General features: G+C 34.2%; 21 protein-coding genes and 1 pseudogene. 11 read left to right on the forward strand and 11 right to left on the reverse strand.

What is annotated here, in order from left to right; all coding sequences use genetic code 11:
• Positions 1-330: 330 nt before the first annotated feature.
• The 4 genes from DRF58_RS15825 to DRF58_RS15840 all read right to left on the reverse strand — a co-directional run bounded on the left by DRF58_RS15825 (position 331) and on the right by DRF58_RS15840 (position 4,969).
• A complete protein-coding gene (locus tag DRF58_RS15825) occupies positions 331-708 on the reverse strand; it encodes a hypothetical protein (protein WP_123902433.1) in 378 nt (125 codons plus the stop codon).
• 318 nt (positions 709-1,026) lie between these two features.
• Positions 1,027-3,012 carry a DUF4365 domain-containing protein gene (locus DRF58_RS15830; RefSeq protein WP_116036819.1) on the reverse strand — a complete coding sequence of 662 codons (1,986 nt, stop codon included), beginning with the start codon at positions 3,010-3,012 and terminating at the stop codon, positions 1,027-1,029.
• 461 nt (positions 3,013-3,473) lie between these two features.
• Positions 3,474-4,166: a LytR/AlgR family response regulator transcription factor gene (locus tag DRF58_RS15835; protein WP_034972688.1), complete on the reverse strand. Its 693-nt coding sequence runs from the start codon at positions 4,164-4,166 to the stop codon at positions 3,474-3,476.
• Entirely contained in the window at positions 4,163-4,969 is an 807-nt protein-coding gene (locus DRF58_RS15840; protein WP_245750484.1) for a sensor histidine kinase, read from the reverse strand. The genes DRF58_RS15835 and DRF58_RS15840 overlap by 4 nt, the downstream gene beginning before the upstream one ends.
• 203 nt (positions 4,970-5,172) lie before the next feature.
• Here DRF58_RS15840 and DRF58_RS15845 point away from each other — a divergent pair, with 203 nt between their 5' ends.
• From DRF58_RS15845 to DRF58_RS15870, 6 genes are all read left to right on the forward strand, one after another.
• On the forward strand, positions 5,173-6,345 hold the full coding sequence (locus DRF58_RS15845; RefSeq protein WP_116036841.1) for a metallophosphoesterase: 1,173 nt from the start codon (positions 5,173-5,175) through the stop codon (positions 6,343-6,345).
• Between the two features lie 515 nt (positions 6,346-6,860).
• Positions 6,861-7,490: a Crp/Fnr family transcriptional regulator gene (locus tag DRF58_RS15850; protein ID WP_116036821.1), complete on the forward strand. Its 630-nt coding sequence runs from the start codon at positions 6,861-6,863 to the stop codon at positions 7,488-7,490.
• Between the two features lie 72 nt (positions 7,491-7,562).
• Positions 7,563-8,357 carry a sulfite exporter TauE/SafE family protein gene (locus DRF58_RS15855; protein WP_116036822.1) on the forward strand — a complete coding sequence of 265 codons (795 nt, stop codon included), beginning with the start codon at positions 7,563-7,565 and terminating at the stop codon, positions 8,355-8,357.
• Positions 8,358-8,440: 83 nt separating this feature from the next.
• Positions 8,441-9,853 (forward strand): MBL fold metallo-hydrolase, encoded by a 1,413-nt coding sequence (locus DRF58_RS15860; RefSeq protein WP_034972694.1) that lies wholly within the window; start codon positions 8,441-8,443, stop codon positions 9,851-9,853.
• A gap of 11 nt (positions 9,854-9,864) precedes the next feature.
• Positions 9,865-10,428: a YeeE/YedE family protein gene (locus DRF58_RS15865; protein WP_034972696.1), complete on the forward strand. Its 564-nt coding sequence runs from the start codon at positions 9,865-9,867 to the stop codon at positions 10,426-10,428.
• 11 nt (positions 10,429-10,439) lie between these two features.
• On the forward strand, positions 10,440-10,925 hold the full coding sequence (locus tag DRF58_RS15870; protein ID WP_116036824.1) for a DUF6691 family protein: 486 nt from the start codon (positions 10,440-10,442) through the stop codon (positions 10,923-10,925).
• 65 nt (positions 10,926-10,990) lie between these two features.
• On the opposite strand, the gene DRF58_RS15875 is transcribed toward DRF58_RS15870, so the two are convergent.
• The 6 genes from DRF58_RS15875 to DRF58_RS15900 form a co-directional block, all read right to left on the reverse strand.
• On the reverse strand, positions 10,991-11,686 hold the full coding sequence (locus DRF58_RS15875; RefSeq protein WP_034972698.1) for a VIT1/CCC1 transporter family protein: 696 nt from the start codon (positions 11,684-11,686) through the stop codon (positions 10,991-10,993).
• 60 nt (positions 11,687-11,746) lie between these two features.
• Positions 11,747-12,916 carry a DUF3570 domain-containing protein gene (locus DRF58_RS15880; protein WP_116036825.1) on the reverse strand — a complete coding sequence of 390 codons (1,170 nt, stop codon included), beginning with the start codon at positions 12,914-12,916 and terminating at the stop codon, positions 11,747-11,749.
• Between the two features lie 37 nt (positions 12,917-12,953).
• Positions 12,954-13,124, reverse strand: a complete 171-nt coding sequence (locus DRF58_RS15885) for a DUF4266 domain-containing protein (protein ID WP_206605236.1) — start codon at positions 13,122-13,124, stop codon at positions 12,954-12,956.
• Between the two features lie 59 nt (positions 13,125-13,183).
• Complete coding sequence (locus DRF58_RS15890; protein WP_116036828.1) at positions 13,184-14,110, reverse strand: FAD:protein FMN transferase; 927 nt, start codon at positions 14,108-14,110, stop codon at positions 13,184-13,186.
• Positions 14,111-14,116: 6 nt separating this feature from the next.
• A complete protein-coding gene (locus DRF58_RS15895) occupies positions 14,117-14,563 on the reverse strand; it encodes a thioredoxin family protein (protein WP_116036830.1) in 447 nt (148 codons plus the stop codon).
• 151 nt (positions 14,564-14,714) lie between these two features.
• Complete coding sequence (locus tag DRF58_RS15900) at positions 14,715-15,104, reverse strand: hypothetical protein (protein WP_116036832.1); 390 nt, start codon at positions 15,102-15,104, stop codon at positions 14,715-14,717.
• Positions 15,105-15,226: 122 nt separating this feature from the next.
• On the opposite strand from DRF58_RS15900, the gene DRF58_RS15905 reads away from it, so the two are divergent.
• The 5 genes and pseudogenes from DRF58_RS15905 to arsB all read left to right on the forward strand — a co-directional run bounded on the left by DRF58_RS15905 (position 15,227) and on the right by arsB (position 18,270).
• On the forward strand, positions 15,227-15,556 hold the full coding sequence (locus tag DRF58_RS15905; protein ID WP_116036833.1) for an ArsR/SmtB family transcription factor: 330 nt from the start codon (positions 15,227-15,229) through the stop codon (positions 15,554-15,556).
• Positions 15,557-15,628: 72 nt separating this feature from the next.
• Complete coding sequence (locus DRF58_RS15910; RefSeq protein ID WP_116036835.1) at positions 15,629-16,093, forward strand: DUF6428 family protein; 465 nt, start codon at positions 15,629-15,631, stop codon at positions 16,091-16,093.
• 13 nt (positions 16,094-16,106) lie between these two features.
• Positions 16,107-16,598, forward strand: a complete 492-nt coding sequence (locus DRF58_RS15915; protein ID WP_116036836.1) for a GNAT family N-acetyltransferase — start codon at positions 16,107-16,109, stop codon at positions 16,596-16,598.
• 26 nt (positions 16,599-16,624) lie between these two features.
• A pseudogene (locus DRF58_RS15920) lies at positions 16,625-17,237 on the forward strand (arsenate-mycothiol transferase ArsC).
• 4 nt (positions 17,238-17,241) lie between these two features.
• On the forward strand, positions 17,242-18,270 hold the full coding sequence (gene arsB / locus DRF58_RS15925) for an ACR3 family arsenite efflux transporter (RefSeq protein ID WP_116036838.1): 1,029 nt from the start codon (positions 17,242-17,244) through the stop codon (positions 18,268-18,270).
• A 166-nt stretch (positions 18,271-18,436) separates the two neighbouring features.
• Here arsB and DRF58_RS19185 read toward each other — a convergent pair whose 3' ends face one another.
• A complete protein-coding gene (locus DRF58_RS19185; protein ID WP_157966744.1) occupies positions 18,437-18,715 on the reverse strand; it encodes an IS1 family transposase in 279 nt (92 codons plus the stop codon).
• Positions 18,716-18,788 lie beyond the last annotated feature (73 nt).

An 18,788-nucleotide genomic window follows, 5' to 3' on the forward strand; every position in this document is an offset into this window, starting at 1 on the left:
GGTTTTAAATGTTGGATCATAGATTTTTCTCTCTCGTTTCATAGGTTAAAAATAAGGTTTTATGCTTAACTTTAACTGGACGCTAAATTACTACATCCAAATCATTGTAATTGAATTCAAGGCCATCAATACGCTAAGGATACGTTACTGTGGTCAGGAACAATGTATTTCTTAAAATGTGAGGCTCTTTTCTGTAGAACCCTGTATTACTGATCCTATGCTTCTCTTTTAAGATATTCCATGACACGCGTCGCCGTAAGGCCATGAATCAAAATTGAAAAGAGGATCGTTAAAGAAATAGCAGCCCACAATTCATCCTGATGGTCAAAATTATATTTGCTGAAAGCAAATGCAAGATAGAATATCGAACCCATTCCACGGATGCCAAAATCCGATCGCCAGCCTTTCTTTGTTTTTCATTTTTGATGAATTCAATGCCAGCCATCCAAAGACAGGTCTTACTATTAAAAGGAAAGCTACTCCGTCATTTAGTCCAGGCTCTGATGTGAGCGCAAATTTGGTCTCTGATTTCATTCCCTCATTTGGAGGCCCCACCTGTACATCCGATGCGAGAACAGGATCGGTTGGAGCAATAACAGTACCCAGCAATACTGCCGACGCAAGACCTAAACCTAAACCTAAAAAATAATACCCCGTTGCCGTTGCTGCACCAATACATAATAACATGGTAAAACCTACCAGTATCAATGGTGATGATCAGCTCTTGAAAGAAAATTTAAGTTCGATCTTGATACCCGTACCCATAAGCGAGATAATAACAATTAATTCGGCTAAATGAAGAGTCAGGTTTTCATTTTTTTGAGAGAGCGGATATATGCCTTTTTTTAGTTTTTCCAAAAAAAAGATAATTTTCGAGTTATATATTTCACTAAACCACAGACTATCAAAGATAAAAATTTCCTATTTTTTTTAGATTTATCACTTTAGACCAAAGCGATAGAAATAAAATTAATATATATTACCCATAAAATATATACTTATTAGTTGTTCTTTTGTTATTAACGCTTATTCCTCTTTTAAAAGCTTTAGCCTTCGGTTTATGTAGATTAAAGTATTTTCTCTAAACTCTTCATACCAAGAATCAGACAATATATCTGCAGGGTCTACTTTTTCAAATCCGAAATTCGCACTAATTAATCCTACTTGAATACCAAATTCGCGAACTGCTATATTAGGATATTCTAAATAAGTATGCGTCATTATTGCTACTGCTTCATCTTGAGTGTATTCTTCATCGGGAATCAGTTCAAAAATGGCACTAGGCAAAAAAGACAGTGCGTTCAATATCGCTTCGCCAATTAGATTCATATTTCCAACTTTATAATATTCTTCAATAGCATCACTAAAACCTTTTGCAAAAATCAAATCCATTATCTCATAAAATTCTGACGATATTGAGTGATTTTGGGACATAAGATGATTCAGATACCTGTTCAATGGATAAGTTTGTCGAAGGGTTAAATATTTATCATAATGCAATAGAAATTTTAATAAGTCTTGTAATTTTAACACACATTTTGTAAGTGTACTTGAATCAGCAAATTTGACGATTGGAGTATACTTTTTAAGCAATACAAGAATTGTTTTTTCGTCATGAATTTCTTTAGCTTTAATCAAATAGTATAAGCTTTTGAAATGGTTATCTAATTCAAGTCGATATTCAAAAAATTCAATAGCAGTATTCTTTAAATTATCATCTTTCTCAAAATTAGAAGCTAATAAATTAGTTTTAAAATCAAGCATAAATAAATTCTCGGGATCAATGCTCAAACCTTTATCAATAAAGTATAATGATTCATCAATCTTACCGAGTTTCTCATAAGTATATGCAATCCAAAAATATCCAACCGGATATCCATTCATCATTTCTTCTTCCTGTTCATTTGATTTTAACATGAGGGATAATCCCTCGGTATGTTTTTTATAAATATGAGAGAGGGTTACACCTTTGCTAAATAATGCCTGTGGAAGTTTGGGATTAATTTTTAAAGCTTTGTCATAACAAACAATTTCTTCCTCATGATTATGTAAGTCATAGTGTATTGAGCCTAAATTTTTCCATGCTTGGGCATTGTTTGGATTTATCTTTAAGCATAGTTTATATTGTTGAACAGCTTCTTCCAGTTTACCCAAACTTTTTAAAGTATTAGCAAAATTGTAATGTCTAACTTCATTATCATTTCCCTCTAAAAGATACTTATAAAAAATATTTTTCGCTTCAATGAGCTTGCCTTTGCTTCCTGTTGCAGCACCATCTTCTGCCAAAATACAAGCTTTTGTTAAATATTGATTTTCTGTACCAGCATTTTCAATACATTTATTAATCGTTTGTAATGCATCCTTGTAATTAAAGGACATATATTGACTATGTGCCAAACCTTCAAGTATTACTACATAATTTTTATGTTCTTCCTTTAAAAGGCTTCTAAAATAGAAAGAAGCATCCTCATATTTACCAGCATAATAATTTCGCCAAGCTAAAACCTCTGTATTCGACAATTCTGTATATTCTAATGCTCTTACGCCGTCAATTAATGTTTTTATGCTAAAAATATCTTGAACATATTTTGTAACAACATTCCAATCAATCTGACTTAACTTATTAGCCCTTGGAATATTAATCCTAACCATTTTTTGTACTTTAGTTAGGTCAAGATTTAAATCGTTGTACCAATACCAATAAGCTTCCTTGTCCTCTTGCACGTATGCAACCAGCAAGACAGGTTCAAGTTTAGTATTAAACAATCCTAATGTTGACTGTTTAATAGATATTGAAACATGTTCTTTGTTAGATTCTTTCTCTTTGCTTTTTAATTGTACAGAAAAATTTAATCCTGTCACTTGTCCATTTACAGATATGTGGGTTATGTAATCTATTCCATAGTCGTGGTCTGGTTTATCTGCAAACCATTCATTCGGCAAATAATTATTATAAAACTTGTTGGACTCTGTTTCTAAAATGTGGTTTCTATGTCTGTTTGGTTTGCTCATTGGAATAAAGTTCTCGACTCAATTAGTGATGAGCATAAAAATACATATTGCGGTAAACATATAAAAATTATCTACAGGGTATCATAGTGTCTCAACTTTATTTTGCATCCGATCGAAAAGATAAGTGGGATAATTGCATTTCCTCAAAAGATATTTTTTTCCACAAAACAAAAAAATTAATTTTATTGTTCATAGAGAAGTAAAATTAATTTTTCAGTGTAAAAATAGGTCTGGTACGTTTAAGTATATAGTAAAAAATAGTTTTGCAAACTTGATTACGCATTGTTATTAGGAGAAAAGTCCAAAGTACGATAAGATATTTTAGGATTTTTGCTTAGCAAAACATAGCTTAAATACCATATAATACGTTCAAAATATTATCAAGCAATTCCAATAATTATTATTGCCTCATTGGGTTTTGTTGAACTTAAATTGGCGAGATAAAGAATGTAACAGATAAACTATCTTAACAATTTTAAAATATTTATCTTAAACATTTTCCCAATTGGAATTTGGTAATTTGAAATAAATATAATGTTTCCTTCTATACTGTTAATCTGCTTTGGAGCAACGGCAAATGATTTATGAACTTGCACAAAATCGTTTTTGGGCAATTGTTCTAAAAAAGTAGAAAATTTTTCACGAATGGTAATGGTTTCAGTCGTGGTTATTATTTTGGTATAGTTGCCCGTTGCTTCTATGTATAAAATATTTTCTGTTTCCAGTTGAATGTGTTTTTTATTGCTTTGGACAAAAATTCGGTTAGAACCCTCACTTTTTTCATTAGTTACAACCTTTTGATTAACAGAACCAATCGCTTTATTTACAGCTTTTAAAAACCGTTCAAAACCAAAAGGTTTTAGCAGGTAATCCGAAATGTTGTATTCATATCCTTCCAGAGCGAATTCCTGATAAGCAGTTGTTACGATTACCTTGGGTGGGTTTTGCAAGATTTTCAGAAATTCAAAACCTTTCAAAACAGGCATGTTCAAATCTAAAAAAATTAAATCTACTTTGTTTTTGCTCAGATAATCAAAGGCTTCCAAAGCATCATAACAGTTTTTCATCAACTGCATATTCGGCAATAAATCGCAATATCCTTTAATGATGTCGTGGGCAATATGTTCATCATCGATGATTAAATAGCTTATCATAATTGTTTTAAAATTAGTTGGGCTTGATATACATTTTCTGTTTCCGAAAAAGTCAATTCGTATTGATTGGGATAAATTAATTCTAATCTTCTTTTCAAGTTTTTCAAGCCAATTCCTGATTGGTTTTCGGCTTTATCATAATTATTTTCAATGGTGAAACATATTTCTTTTTGAGATGTAGTCAAACTCATTTTTATATACGCATCCTCTCTTAAATTTTCTACGCCGTGTTTGAACGCATTTTCTAAAAGAATGATAAATAGCAGTGGAACAACTTTCCGATTTTCATCAATTTTACATTTAAAATCAACGTTTATCTGTTTGTGGTAACGCATTTTGTGGAGTTCGATATAGTTTTTCAAAAAATCAATTTCTTCCTGTATTGTAACTGTTTCTTTTTCGCCTTCATAAATGCTGTAGCGCATCATATCTGAAAGTTTCAGTATCAATTCTTGTGCTTTTTTGGGGTCTTTTGCAATCATACCGTACAAATTATTGAGCATATTGAAAAAGAAATGCGGACTGACCTGGCTTTTCAAAAGCATTAATTCGGCTTTGGTTTTTTCGTTTTTCAGTTTGGAAATAAAAATAATCTGACGAACTAGCCAAAAAACACCCAAACTAAATAGAAACAAGTAATAAAAAACAACAAGAAATACGACATTTGGATGGTAATTTCCTAAAAACATAACGGATTTATCTCCCGTAAAAATCACTTCATAAACCGTGATTATTACAGGAACAATTGCCATTAATAAAAGCGCAATCACAATCCATTTATTATTTTTTTTCAGAATCATCATACTGCAATATTACAACTATAAATTGCCCAGCGCAATAACGTTGACAAACAACCCTTACAATGTTTTGAACCTTTGAAAATGAGTGATAAAAGCAATTTGAGTTGATGCAAATACTGTTTGTCCAATTGCAGAAGTCGTTTGTCACAAAGGTTTTGAAAACGGAATCAGCTTTTTTAGGTTTGCTGAAATTAAAATTAAAGAAAATGAAAAAACGAATTTTTAGATATTTAAAACATATTGTAATTACCTTTCTGATACTTGGTGTTTTGGCAATCTCATTTGGGTTGTATCACGGAGCCAGTTTTCGGTATGCAGAAAATCCTGAAATGATGAATTGGGATAAAGATGGCCCATATATTTTTGATAAAAATGACAGCGTTGTAACTGTAAATTACGTCAGAGGAAATCAAGATGATGGATTTTATTTACACCAAAAAGATTATCCTTTGGATTCAAAAATCTCAACCTATTGCTATTTTCCATTAGATTCAACACGATTTGAATTTACCATCAACAACAAAATCGAAATCCCGAAAAATACCTATAATGACAACTCTAAAATTTTAGCTATTTCTGATATTGAAAGCGGTTTTAAAACTTTTCGTGATTTTTTGATTACCAATAAAGTCGTTGACAATAAGCTAAATTGGACATTTGGAAATGGACATCTTGTTTTGCTTGGAGATTTTGTGGACAGGGATTTTTCTACTACGCAAGTTCTTTGGTTTATTTACAAATTGGAGCAAGAAGCAAAAGAAAAAGGTGGAAATGTTCATTACATTTTGGGAAACCACGAACTGAAAAATATGCAGGGAAATTTTGAAAATACTTCACCGAAATATTATCACGTTTCTTCTATCCTAAAGAAAAAACAAACCGATTTATATGGAATTAATTCCCATCTTGGAAAATGGATGTCGAGCAAAAACGCGATTGAAAAAATCAACGGAATTCTCTTTGCCCACGGCGGAATACATCCAGATTTAGCAGGTTATAAAACAAATCTGGACGATATCAATCAAATTATCCGTAGCAATTATTATAAACCTTACTATCCGAATCCGCAGAAAAACTTGGAGCAATTGTTAATTTCTTCTCACAAAGGAATTGCTTGGTACAGAGGTTATTTTAAAGATAATTTGACCCAGGAAGAAGTAGAACGAGGATTAAATAAATTCAGTGCAAAATCAATCGTTGTTGGGCATACACTACAATCAAAAGTCAATAGAAAATACAAAGAAAAAGTAATAGGAATTGATGTAAAACACCCAAAAGATTACTCTAAAAGTCTTCCCAACCAAAAATCAGAAGGTCTGTTGATTGAAGGAAATAAATATTACAGAGTTTTGCATAATGGAGAAAAGAAAGAGATATAGAATGAACATTTTTATATTGAATCACCAAAAAACACTATTTAATCTAAATGTGTTTGCATTGCAGGTGTATTTACTATTGGCATTGATTTATCTTAGACCAGTTAAATCCGTTGCATTCGTAGCACGCAACGGAAACTAAACTACTAACCATTTTTTTATTTAATGGTTTCTAATTTCTGAATCATTGTTTTTGCAGCTTCTGAATTTGGTTCTAACGCTAAAGCTTTCTGATATGATTTTAAGCGACGATATACTTTATTGTATCAATTCAATATCAATAGAATTTCACCAGATCATCACAAAAAACGGAGATTTTGTTTTAATTATTCACGTTGAATTATAATTTAAACATCATATAATATCCTCAAAATGTTATCTATATCTGTCAATAAATGATTTGAATAAATTCCTTTGGAGCTCACCAACAGCCAAATGGCGCCTGCGGAAGACAGTTGGCGCTATTTCTTGTTTGTGTTAATAGAAATTTACATAATTTTATTTCCTAATTGAAAAAAATGAACAACCCCGTTTTATTAAAAGAATTTCCTAATTCAAAAGATTTGCTGGATAAACTCTACCAAAACGGCATCACAAAAACTTATCACGAAGGCGAAATTATTCTTGATGAAAATGCGTCTATACGCTCGATTCCTATTGTGATGAAAGGGATGATTAAAGTAATCCGTACCGAAGAAGACGGTCGTGAGATTTTGTTGTATTATATTAAAGTAGGCGAAAGTTGCATCATGTCTTTTCTTGGCGGTATGCATAAAGAAAAAAGCATCGTAAAAGCCGAAGTGGAAGAAGATGCCGAAATTCTGTTTTTACCGGTGGATAAAGTTTCGCTTTTTATTAAAGAATATCCCGAATGGCTCGACTATATTTTCAGACTGTATCACAAACGCTTTGAAGAATTGCTTGATATTATCAACGCCATAGCCTTTAAAAAAGTAGATGAAAGACTTCTTAATTTATTGTATAAAAAATCGTCAAACCTTAGTTCAAAAACTATTATTATAACCCACGAGCAGCTTGCCAACGAATTGGGAACGGCAAGAGTGGTGGTTTCCAGACTCTTGAAACAACTCGAAGATTCAGGAAAATTAAAACTTGGACGTAACAAAATCACACTTTCAGAAAATTAATTATTCTTATGTAACAAAAGTAGCGGTACGTGTTCTACAAGATTTTCAATTTTGCATCATAAATAAAAGCAAATGGAAATTTTTGGCTATATCGCTTCAGTTTTAATTGGGATTTCTTTAGGATTAATTGGCGGTGGAGGAAGTATTCTTACCGTTCCGGTCTTAGTCTATCTTTTTGGATTGGATGCATTTTTAGCAACTGAATATTCACTTTTCATCGTCGGAATCAGCAGTATTGTAGGTTCTTTTGCTTACTTTAAAAAAGGTCTGGTCAATCTGAAAACAGCTTTCATTTTTGGAATCCCTTCTATTATTTCAATTTTTCTAACCCGAAATTATCTTGTTCCACTTATTCCTGATGAAGTTTTCAGCATCAGCAATTTTGTGGTGACCAAGAATATTTTTCTGCTTCTCATTTTTGCTGGTTTAATGATTTTAGCATCGTATAAAATGATTAAAAAAAGTCCAAAATTAGAATTACAGGCTGTAGAAATTGATAAAAACAAAACAATTTTGGCCGCAGGTGAAGGCTTTGTAGTGGGAATTCTTACCGGACTTGTCGGCGCAGGTGGTGGATTTATGATTATTCCCGCACTCGTTAATTTGCTGAAGACACCAATGAAAGTAGCCATTGGAACTTCTCTGGTGATTATTTCTCTCAATTCTCTTATCGGTTTTTTCTTATCTATAAAAAATATCGAAATCGACTGGAAACTTCTGGCTACTATTTCTTCCATCGCCATTATCGGGATAATTATTGGTGCTCAACTTTCGAAAAAGATTGACGGAGAAAAACTGAAACCCGCTTTTGGATGGTTTATTTTGATAATGGGCATTTACATTATTGTGAAAGAATTATTCATCTAAAATACTTATGTAACAAAAGTAGCGGTACAGAAATTTCTAAACCGAGAACTTTGTATCAATAAAAAATTTAAAAAAATAGAATAATGAATATAGAACAAATTTATACCGGATGTCTTGCCCAGGGAGCTTACTATATTGTTTCAAACGGAGAAGCAGCGATTATTGACCCGTTAAGAGAAACCCAGCCTTACATCGAAAGATTGCAAAAAGACGGCGTTGTTTTAAAGTATATTTTTGAAACCCACTTCCATGCAGATTTTGTGAGCGGTCATGTCGATTTAAGTAAAAAAACAAAGGCACCAATCATCTACGGACCAACCGCAAAACCAGAGTTTGAAACTATTATTGCAGAAGACAATCAGGTTTTTGAATTGGGAAATATCAAAATAAAAGTGCTTCACACGCCAGGTCATACGATGGAAAGTTCGTCTTTTTTATTAATGGATGAAAAAGGAAAAGAAACAGCACTATTCAGTGGAGACACTTTGTTTTTGGGTGACGTCGGTCGTCCGGATTTGGCTCAAAAAGCGGCGAATCTTACGCAGGAAGAATTAGCAGGTTTGCTTTACGACAGTTTATACGAAAAAATATTGCCATTAGAAGATGATATTATTGTATATCCAGCGCACGGAGCAGGTTCTGCCTGCGGAAAAAATATGCAGAAAGAAACGCTTGACAGCTTAGGAAATCAGAAGAAAACAAACTATGCGCTTAACCAAAAAGATAAGAAAAGCTTCATAAAAGCAGTTACAGATGGGCTTCTGCCGCCACCTGCTTATTTTGGGGTGAATGTTGCGATGAATAAAAAAGGCTACGAAAGTTTTGATGAAGTTTTATCTAAAGGACTTCACGCATTGTTTCCTGACGAATTCGAAGAAACCGCGGAACACACCGCAGCTTTATTGTTAGATGTACGGAACAATAATGATTTTGCTAAAGGCCTCATTCCGCAATCTGTAAATATTGGTTTAGACGGAGATTTTGCACCTTGGGTTGGAGCTCTTATTGTAGATGTACAACAACCGATTTTATTGATTACAGACGAAAATCAGGAGCAAGAAGCAGTTACAAGATTGAGTCGTGTAGGTTTTGATAATGTGATTGGTTTTTTAAAAGGCGGTTTCGATGCGTGGAAAAACAGCGGTAAAGAAATCGATACTGTGAATAGAATTTCTGCTAAGGAATTTGAGAAAGAAATCTCGGGAAAAGAGGTAAAAATTATCGATGTGAGAAATGAATCCGAATACAGTGCAGAACATATGGATGAAGCTTTCAACAAGCCTTTAGCTTATATCAATCAATGGATTAACACATTAGATTCTAAAGAACATTTCTACTTACATTGTGCAGGAGGATACAGAAGTATGATGGCTGCGAGTATTTTGCAGGCAAGAGGATACAGGAATTTTAGCGAAATTGCAGGTGGTTTTGGCGAAATTGCAAAAACGGCAGTTCCGAAAAGCGATTTTGTTTGTCAGAGTAAAGTTTTAAAATAAAAATAAAATTAATGTTAGAATTAATAAAAGAACCTTGGCCGTGGTATGTTGCAGGACCTCTCATCGGCCTTACAGTTCCTGTTTTGCTGATTTTAGGGAATAAATCTTTCGGAATAAGCTCTTCTTTGAGACATATTTGTGCGGCTTGTATTCCTGCGAATATCAGTTTTTTTAAATATGACTGGAAGAAAGAATTATGGAATCTGTTTTTCGTTTTCGGAATTTTTCTGGGTGGAATAATCGCTTCTCATTATCTCATCAACAACGCAGAAATTTCGGTAAATCCTAAACTGAAAGCAGAATTAGCGACTTACGGAATTACGGATTTCAGCAATCTCGTTCCCGCTCAGCTGATGAATTTTGCAAGTCTGTTAACTTTGAGAGGTTTCATTACAATGGTAGTCGGAGGTTTTCTCGTAGGTTTCGGAACCCGATATGCAGGAGGTTGCACCAGCGGTCACGCTATTATGGGATTATCCAATTTACAATTACCGTCGCTTATTGCAGCAATCTGCTTTATGGCAGGAGGTTTTTTAATGGCAAATGTCATTCTGCCGATTATTCTTTCACTTTAATAATTTTAAAAATGATAAAAGAAACAGAAGATATACGTCATCAGGACACCATTTGCGTTAACGAAAGTGAACTGAAACACAACTGGTACCAAAATCTCAAATACCTCATCGTCGGAATTATTTTCGAGATTGTATTTGTAAAAGCGGAAGTTATAAGTTGGTTCAGAATTCAGGAGATGTTCCGTTTGCAGTCTTTTCATATGTATGGCGTGATTGGAACTGCAATTCTCACAGGAATGATTTCCGTTTGGCTCATCAAAAAGTTCAACATTAAAACCATTCATGGCGAACCCATCAAAATTGCGCCAAAAAAATTTAACAAAGGGCAAATCTATGGCGGATTGATTTTCGGTTTTGGCTGGGCAATTACAGGAGCTTGTCCTGGACCTCTTTTTGCACAAATCGGAACCGGAGCATTAGCAGTTATCGTAACTTTGGCAAGTGCCATTTTGGGAACTTGGGTGTATGGTTATTTCAGAGAAAAATTACCTCATTAAAATCTTAAATAGATAAAGACTGTAATCCAAAACTACAGTCTTTATTTTTTATTTAATAATATTACTTACGCCACAGAAACTCCGAAAAGATGTCCAATCAAAGCCGTAACGCCCATTGCGACAGTTCCCCAAAAGCAAATTCTCAAAATGGCAATTCCCATCTTGGAACCGCCTGTTCTCGCAGAAATCGCTCCCAAAATCATCAAAAACATAATGGAAAATCCGTATTGGAAATAGACCATTTGTTTGATAGGTGCCAAAAGTGAAACCGCAAATGGAAGCAACGCTCCCAAACCAAAAGAAGCAAACGAAGCCATGGCCGCCTGCAAAGGTTTTGCCTGTGTGATTTCGTTAATTCCTAATTCATCATGAGCGTGAGCTGCCAAAGCATCGTGATTAGTAAGTTCTGTCGCCACTTGTAGAGCAGTTTCCTTACTTACACCGCGCTTTTCATAGATTTTAGCCAATTCTTTCAGCTCTACTTCCGGCATTTCTTTAAGCTCACTTTTTTCTCTCAATAAATCCGCCTTTTCGGTATCTTCCTGCGAACTTACAGAAACATATTCACCTGCAGCCATCGACATTGCTCCAGCAATCATTCCGGCTAATGCGGCAAGAATTATCGTATTTCTATCCGGAGAAGCAGCCGCAACTCCAATCACGATACTCGTCGTTGATAACAAGCCATCATTCGCACCCAAAACCGCTGCACGAAGCCATCCTACTCTATTGACGTAATGTTTTTCTACTTGATGATGCATACTTTACTCGTTTAAAAAATTACTTGTCAAATATCATTCAACAAGTCAAGTATTACAATTCTATTTGAATCTTAAATTTAACGAAATAATATCAGAAGTCATCCCGACAGATTTCGTGTAATGGCCATACCTGATTTCCAACATATTCAACCTTTGTACTCCAAACAGACCATTTTTAGGATTAAATCTAATTCCTGCACCGTAAAAATTACTGTTGAATTTAGACAAATCATAATTGCTCGTGTAATAATCGTCGAAAGCCGTATGTTGTTGGTAAGGTGAAAAATATTTCGCTGCAGTTTGCGAATAATACCTGTAAAAAGGCGTAACAGAAACAAAAGGTGAGATTTTAACAGGTGTTTCCAGACTTACAGTGTTCGATTTCAAACCCCAATCGTCGGTGTAATATCTGTAGTACGCTCTCAGAATCACTTTATCTCCAAGAAAATAATTCGCTCTCACACCAACCGGAAGTTTAAACCTCTTATCCGGCAACGTTTCCTGATGAACCGAATTATCATTAAAATAAACCCTGTGAAATGGCAAACTTAAATAACCCGTCTGTTGAACGGCATCGGTAAGAAATTCCATCTGGAAATTCTGATTGATGATTTGTGAATACGCCAAAGACAGAGCATAGGTATTTCTTCCGCTCGTTCCTTCATTTTGGGCAGTTCTGAGCTCGATGGGAGCAATTAATTTTACCTGGTCAAAATATGCTTGGAATTTTGCGGTAAATTCTCCCATCTTGTTTGGTGTTTTTTTCGCAAAACCAATATTAGCACTATAAGACTGATAATCAAATTCTGTAGAAGCCGAAACTCCCGCCAAAAGTGTTGTTCCTTTGCTTTCGTTTTCACGACTCCAGCTTAGTGCAGGATAGATTCTCGTATCTGCGTGAGATGCGGAAGAATTAGCTTTCAAATTAATCATATCCGAAGAAGCCGAAGTATAATGGTCTATCCCGACACTGAAACCAAACTTATTTTTTCTGTCTTTTTTATCATATTTTACCAGAGTAATATCTATCGCATTCGAGATGTCGCTAAGCTTTTCAGAACCCATTCCTCCCGTTACCGCAGAATTATTTCCGTCTTGTTTATAATAACTTGAAACCAGATTGGCCTCATCCAACGTTAGTTTTTTCGGTTGCGTGTTGGTTGTATTTTCCTGCGCTTTTGCATTGAAAATTCCTAAAAGAGCAACAATACTTATTATAATTTTTTTCATTTTTTTAAATCACAATTAAATTTGAGTGCTACTTTTTTTAGTTGCAACCGCAACCGCCACCAACTTTTCCGGCATTTGCACCAGAAGAGCCTTCTCTGTACGACTGAAAACTGAGTTCGGTTTTTTCTACCGTTCTGTTTCCTAAAGCCATTTCGGCATCGTTTAGTTTATTTTTTTCGTATTCTTTTACGGTGGTGCAAGATTGCATTGAAGCAACGATTGCCAAAAAACACACCGCTATTTTTATTTTAGTTTTATTATTTCTTTTCATTTTAAATTGATGTTTTGAGATGAATAAATCTTGTTGTTATCATCTATGATGACGCATTCTAAATGGTTGATTTGATTCACCATATTCAACGCTGCATCGATTCCCATAATGCTTACCGGAGTTGCCATTGCATCAGCGATTTCTGCATTTGGACAAAAAACAGTCACGCTTTTCACGCCAGAAACTGGCATTCCTGTTTTGGGATTGATGGTGTGAGAATATTTTTTACCGCCAATCACAACAAACTTTTCATAATTTCCGGAAGTTGCGACCGCCATATCTGTAATATTCATATACGAAAATGGCTGTTTTGAGTCGTCCGGATTTGCAATACCAACTGTCCAAGGTTTTCCGTTGGCCTGATTTCCCCAAGTCGTTAAATCTCCGGAAGCATTGACAATCCCAGAAACTACTCCTCTTTGCTGAAGAATTCTTTTCGCCATTTCTGCAGCATATCCTTTCCCGATTCCGCCAAAACCAATGCGCATTCCTTTTTCTTTTAGAAAAACAGTTTGATTGTTTTGGTTTAAAATAATGTTTTGATAATTCACCAATTTCAGATGACTTTTTATCAATTCTGGGTTGGGAAGTTCTTGCATTTCACGGTCAAAATTCCAAAAACTTTTATCGATTCCTCCGTAAGAAATATCGAAATAACCATCGGTAATTTTGCTGATTCTGATACTTCTTTCAATCAAATCAAAAATCTCGGCATCTACTTTTACAGGTTGTATTCCTGCATTTCGGTTGATGAGATTGGTTTGACTTTCATCGTTAAAAGTTGTTAAAAGCCTTTCAATTCTGCGAATTTCTTCAATGGCAACATCGATATGAAGGTTTGCCGAAGTTTCATTTTCATCAACTACGGTAATTTCAAAAGCGTTCCCCATTAATTTTTGAGGTCTTTTGAATTCTCTGAACATATTCGTCTAAGGTTTTTGATTGTCTTTCATTTCTCTAATCTCTTTGCTGAATGCCAAAGCATCACTCGAAATAAGGCCTTCCCAACTTTTCAGGATTTTACCTTCTGAATTCAGCAAAATCGTGTACGGAAAAATTCCTTTTTGGTTGTACTGGTCGGCAAGTGTAGCATTTTCTTTCTTGAGTTCAGCCGAAAGTTGATTCTTTTTATTTCTCGGAAAATCTGCGTTGAGATAAACAATCACATTATCGGTTTCCAACTTCTTAAAATCATCGGTTTCGATAATATTCTTGTGAAGCTTGATGCACGGAATGCACCAGTCTGAACCGGAAAAATTGAGCAGAATAAGTTCGTTTTTTTCTGCAGCGATTTTTTTTGCGTCTTCCCATCTGTTCTGAGCATGGAAAACCACTGAAAACACAACCAAAAACAGGGTTGAAAATATTGTTTTCATATGTAGATGTTTATTTTTTTAAGGTCATATGTAATCGCTGCATCCGTAATCGTTTTTATATTTGCCGATGATGCGATTTCATAATATTTTAAATGAAATTTTTGTTTAAGGAAATACAGTTTTCAAATTAAAAAAACTGTCTTAATGGATGTTATGAAAACAAAATTCTTGGTGGTTCCCAAACGGAACTTTTAAAACCTTTTAGGCAAAAGTCTTCGTCTTTGGACGGAATTTTATGAGATACAATTTCTCTGAAACTATTATTCATTGACTCAAAAGTAACTCCTGCACTTAAAGTAAAAATTAAAGTTAACGTATTAGAATGTGCGATGAAAGGGAGTTTCTGGTCTTTCCCATAATCTCCATCTTTAACCGGATGGTCATAATGCGTTTTAAGAAAAGCAATCAATGGCATCTCTGGATTGAGCGCCTTGTGTTCAAAGTAATGTTCAACAAGTGTAGGAATTTTCAAAAGCTGATACAATTCGGTTGTAGAAACCAAAAACAAAGTAAGCAATACTATGGAAATCAACTTTTTCACTAATCAAATTTAAACAATATTTCGTTAAGAACGGTTTTAAATAAGTTTATATTTCATAGATAAAATAAATAGTTGTTCCAATAAAATAATTATCGTAATATTGCGATATATAAATACTAATTATGGGACTAACTAAAACAGAAATATTTACAGATGAGCAAAATAACCTGGCTTCTCTTTTTAAAGTTTTGGCGCATCCTGCAAGAATTGCAATTCTTCAACACATTATCAATCAGAAAGCTTGTATTTGTAATGATTTGGTGGATGAACTGGGACTGGCACAGGCGACTATCTCTCAACATTTGAAAGAACTGAAAAGTGTCGGGATTATTCAAGGGACTATCGAAGGGAAATCTGTTTGCTATTGTATCGAAGATAAAAAATGGAAAGAGGTTCAGGGATTGCTCAATCAATTCTTTGAACAAGATGTAAAAGTTGGGCAATGTTGCTAACAACTTTTTTTATTCATTTTAACATCGTTATATTGCAATATATAAATAAAATAATATCAAATATTAATTTTTATGAAACTATCAAAAATCAAAGCAATCTTACCTACACTGAACAATGTAGAATTTCAGTTAGAGAATGGAAAATTTGTTCCTGAGCATTTCCACGTTACAGAAATAGGGGTTATCACAAAACATTTTATAGACTGCGGTGGTAATACAAGAAGAGAAAAGGTTGTCAATTTCCAATTGTGGGATGCGAACGACTTTGAACATAGATTGAAGCCTACCAAACTTTTGGACATCATCTCACTATGCGAAAATAAACTGGGAATCGAAGATTCAGAGATAGAAGTTGAATATCAAAGTACAACCATTGGAAAATATGATTTAGATTTTAACGGGAATAATTTTGTTCTGAAAAATAAACAAACTGCTTGTCTGGCAAATGAGGCTTGCGGAATTCCTGAAGGAAAACAAAATGTCAAACTTTCTGATTTGAATACTTCGTGCTGTACTCCTAATTCTGGTTGTTGCTAAAAAAGACTGCATTATGGAAATCAAAACTATAACCAAAGACAACTTTTCAGAATTAATAGAAATCTACAAACAGGGATTGGCAACCAATATAGCCACTTTTCAGAACGATTCTCCACAATGGGAAGAATGGGATAAAGCACATCTCGATTTTTGTAGAATCAGCATTTTTGATAACAATAAAATGCTTGGATGGACCGCTTTGACGTCTGTTTCGAGCAGATGCGTTTATGCTGGTGTTGCAGAGGTAAGTATTTATATTGCGCAAGACGAGCGAGGAAAAGGAATAGGAAAAACTCTGTTGACAGAATTAATCCAAAAAAGCGAAGAAAACGGGATATGGACATTACAGTCCGGTATATTCGCCGAAAATGAAAGCAGTATCAAGTTGGACGAGAAATGCGGGTTCCGATTAGTTGGTTATCGAGAAAAGATAGGTAAAAAAAATGGGATTTGGAAAGATAATGTCCTTATGGAACGTAGAAGCAAAAATATCGGAATAGATTAATAAACAATAAAACTTAAACAACAACTATGTATTCAGAATTAACAAAGACTATAGAACAATTGCAGCATCAAAACATTAGTGAGGAAAGAAAAATCACATTGCAGCCGTTAATTGATTTTGTACAGCAAAAAATGGATGAAGGAAAAGATATTAATATCAATTTTATTTGTACCCACAATTCACGCAGAAGCCATCTATCACAAATCTGGGCGCAAGCAGGAGCTGCCTATTTCAATATTCCAAATGTACATTGTTATTCGGGAGGTACGGAAGAAACAGCATTATTTCCAAAAGTGGCTGAGACACTAATTAATCAAGGCTTTTAATATCTTCAAAATTGCGGATGGAAATAACTCTGTATATTCTATCAGGTACGATGATGATTCGTTACCTGTAATTGGGTTTTCAAAAAGATATGATAGTGCGTTCAATCCTACAGCCGGGTTTGCTGCAATTATGACCTGTTCTCAAGCAGACGGTGGCTGTCCTTTCATTGCAGGAGCAGAGAAAAGAATCCCTATCACATTTGAAGACCCTAAAATTTCTGATAACACAGCACAGGAATCACAAGTATATGCAGAAAGAAGTTTGCAAATAGCTTCTGAAATGTTCTACGTTTTCTCTAAGATTAAAAAATAGTTTTATGCAACCTAAACTAAAATTTCTTGACCGCTACCTTACCTTATGGATATTCCTTGCAATGGCAACAGGTATAGGCTTAGGATATTTCTTTCCTGTAATTTCACAAATCACAAATGCGATGTCAGTAGGAACGACCAATATTCCACTGGTAATAGGTTTGATTTTGATGATGTACCCTCCTTTGGCAAAAGTTGATTATTCATTATTACCTCAAGCTTTCAAAGATAAAAAAGTAATAGGTCTTTCGTTATTTCTCAACTGGTTTGTTGGGACTGTACTGATGTTCGGATTAGCGGTTTTGTTCTTACGAAATGAACCCGATTATATGACAGGATTGATACTGATAGGCTTGGCGAGATGTATTGCGATGGTTATTGTCTGGAGTGATTTGGCAAAAGCAAACAGAGAATACACCGCTATGTTGGTTGCATTGAACAGTATATTTCAAGTTGTTTCTTACAGCTTTTTAGTCTGGCTTTTCATCAATATATTGCCCAGCAAATTAGGGTTAGCCAACTTCAATGTAACCGTATCGATGAAAGATGTTACAGAAAGTGTGTTGATTTATTTAGGGATTCCATTTTTGGCAGGCTTTCTAAGTCGTTACTTTCTTATCAAATCAAAAGGTATAGAATGGTATAACAGAAAATTTGTCTCAAGAATATCGCCAGTTACGTTGTATGCTTTATTATTTACTATAGTATTAATGTTTAGCCTGAAAGGAGACAAAATATTGGAGCTGCCAATGGATGTGATAAAAGTTGCTGTACCGTTGGTCATCTATTTTGTACTGATGTTTTTTGTCAGCTTCTTTATCAATAAATCTCTAAATATCCCCTATGATAAAAATGCCTCAATCGCATTTACAGCTACAGGGAACAACTTTGAATTGGCGATAGCTGTGGCAATAGCCGTTTTCGGAATCGATTCTCCGCAAGCTTTCGTAGGTGTTATCGGTCCATTGGTTGAAGTTCCTGTGCTTATCTTATTGGTAAAAGCTAGTTTGTGGTTGAAGAAAAAGTATTATTAAAACAATATTTCCAGCTCAAAGTATCAATTTTTTTATGGAACACGGTATGTTTGAATGTCCAGAATCAAAAAACTAACTTCATTTATTATACAGCGAAATTTGTGGCTAAATAATAAAATAAGAACATTCAAATGTACTGTTACCATAATCCAATCAATAGCTTGTCTTAAATTAGACTATACAAACTCTTAGATTCTTGATTTTCATTAAGAGAAATTCCCCAAAAATAGATTTTCAATATAGCGTCTGTATATTTATCTTTTTGAGCTTTATTAATACTTTTCCTTCCCAGTCGCTTTATGTGAGTGCGTAAATCAAGGAATTTCCGCTCAATATGATTGGTTTCTCTTCGTTTTGTACTATGAAGATGCTTTGGAATTAATTTAGGATAGATATTTAAGCGATCACTGTATATCTTTGGATCAATCTCAAAAGTTGTGTGCAAATTGAAATAAGTTTTCGATTTTTGCAGTAAACTTTAAGAACATTGGATCATTATCTGGAACTGCTGAAACATA

Source organism: Epilithonimonas hispanica, from assembly GCF_003385395.1.
Lineage (GTDB): Bacteria > Bacteroidota > Bacteroidia > Flavobacteriales > Weeksellaceae > Epilithonimonas > Epilithonimonas hispanica.

Bases quoted from the DNA above. Each gene is read 5' to 3' on its own strand.
- DRF58_RS15915 (WP_116036836.1), top strand. From the start codon at position 16,107: ATGGAAATCAAAACTATAACCAAAGACAACTTTTCAGAATTAATAGAA.
- DRF58_RS15905 (WP_116036833.1), top strand. From the start codon at position 15,227: ATGGGACTAACTAAAACAGAAATATTTACAGATGAGCAAAATAACCTG.
- DRF58_RS15845 (WP_116036841.1), top strand. From the start codon at position 5,173: ATGAAAAAACGAATTTTTAGATATTTAAAACATATTGTAATTACCTTT.
- arsB (WP_116036838.1), top strand. From the start codon at position 17,242: ATGCAACCTAAACTAAAATTTCTTGACCGCTACCTTACCTTATGGATA.
- DRF58_RS15840 (WP_245750484.1), bottom strand. From the start codon at position 4,969: ATGATGATTCTGAAAAAAAATAATAAATGGATTGTGATTGCGCTTTTA.
- DRF58_RS15880 (WP_116036825.1), bottom strand. From the start codon at position 12,916: ATGAAAAAAATTATAATAAGTATTGTTGCTCTTTTAGGAATTTTCAAT.
- DRF58_RS15870 (WP_116036824.1), top strand. From the start codon at position 10,440: ATGATAAAAGAAACAGAAGATATACGTCATCAGGACACCATTTGCGTT.
- DRF58_RS15850 (WP_116036821.1), top strand. From the start codon at position 6,861: ATGAACAACCCCGTTTTATTAAAAGAATTTCCTAATTCAAAAGATTTG.
- DRF58_RS15885 (WP_206605236.1), bottom strand. From the start codon at position 13,124: ATGCAATCTTGCACCACCGTAAAAGAATACGAAAAAAATAAACTAAAC.
- DRF58_RS15855 (WP_116036822.1), top strand. From the start codon at position 7,563: ATGGAAATTTTTGGCTATATCGCTTCAGTTTTAATTGGGATTTCTTTA.
- DRF58_RS15835 (WP_034972688.1), bottom strand. From the start codon at position 4,166: ATGATAAGCTATTTAATCATCGATGATGAACATATTGCCCACGACATC.
- DRF58_RS15875 (WP_034972698.1), bottom strand. From the start codon at position 11,686: ATGCATCATCAAGTAGAAAAACATTACGTCAATAGAGTAGGATGGCTT.
- DRF58_RS15910 (WP_116036835.1), top strand. From the start codon at position 15,629: ATGAAACTATCAAAAATCAAAGCAATCTTACCTACACTGAACAATGTA.
- DRF58_RS15895 (WP_116036830.1), bottom strand. From the start codon at position 14,563: ATGAAAACAATATTTTCAACCCTGTTTTTGGTTGTGTTTTCAGTGGTT.
- DRF58_RS15865 (WP_034972696.1), top strand. From the start codon at position 9,865: ATGTTAGAATTAATAAAAGAACCTTGGCCGTGGTATGTTGCAGGACCT.
- DRF58_RS15860 (WP_034972694.1), top strand. From the start codon at position 8,441: ATGAATATAGAACAAATTTATACCGGATGTCTTGCCCAGGGAGCTTAC.
- DRF58_RS15830 (WP_116036819.1), bottom strand. From the start codon at position 3,012: ATGAGCAAACCAAACAGACATAGAAACCACATTTTAGAAACAGAGTCC.
- DRF58_RS15890 (WP_116036828.1), bottom strand. From the start codon at position 14,110: ATGTTCAGAGAATTCAAAAGACCTCAAAAATTAATGGGGAACGCTTTT.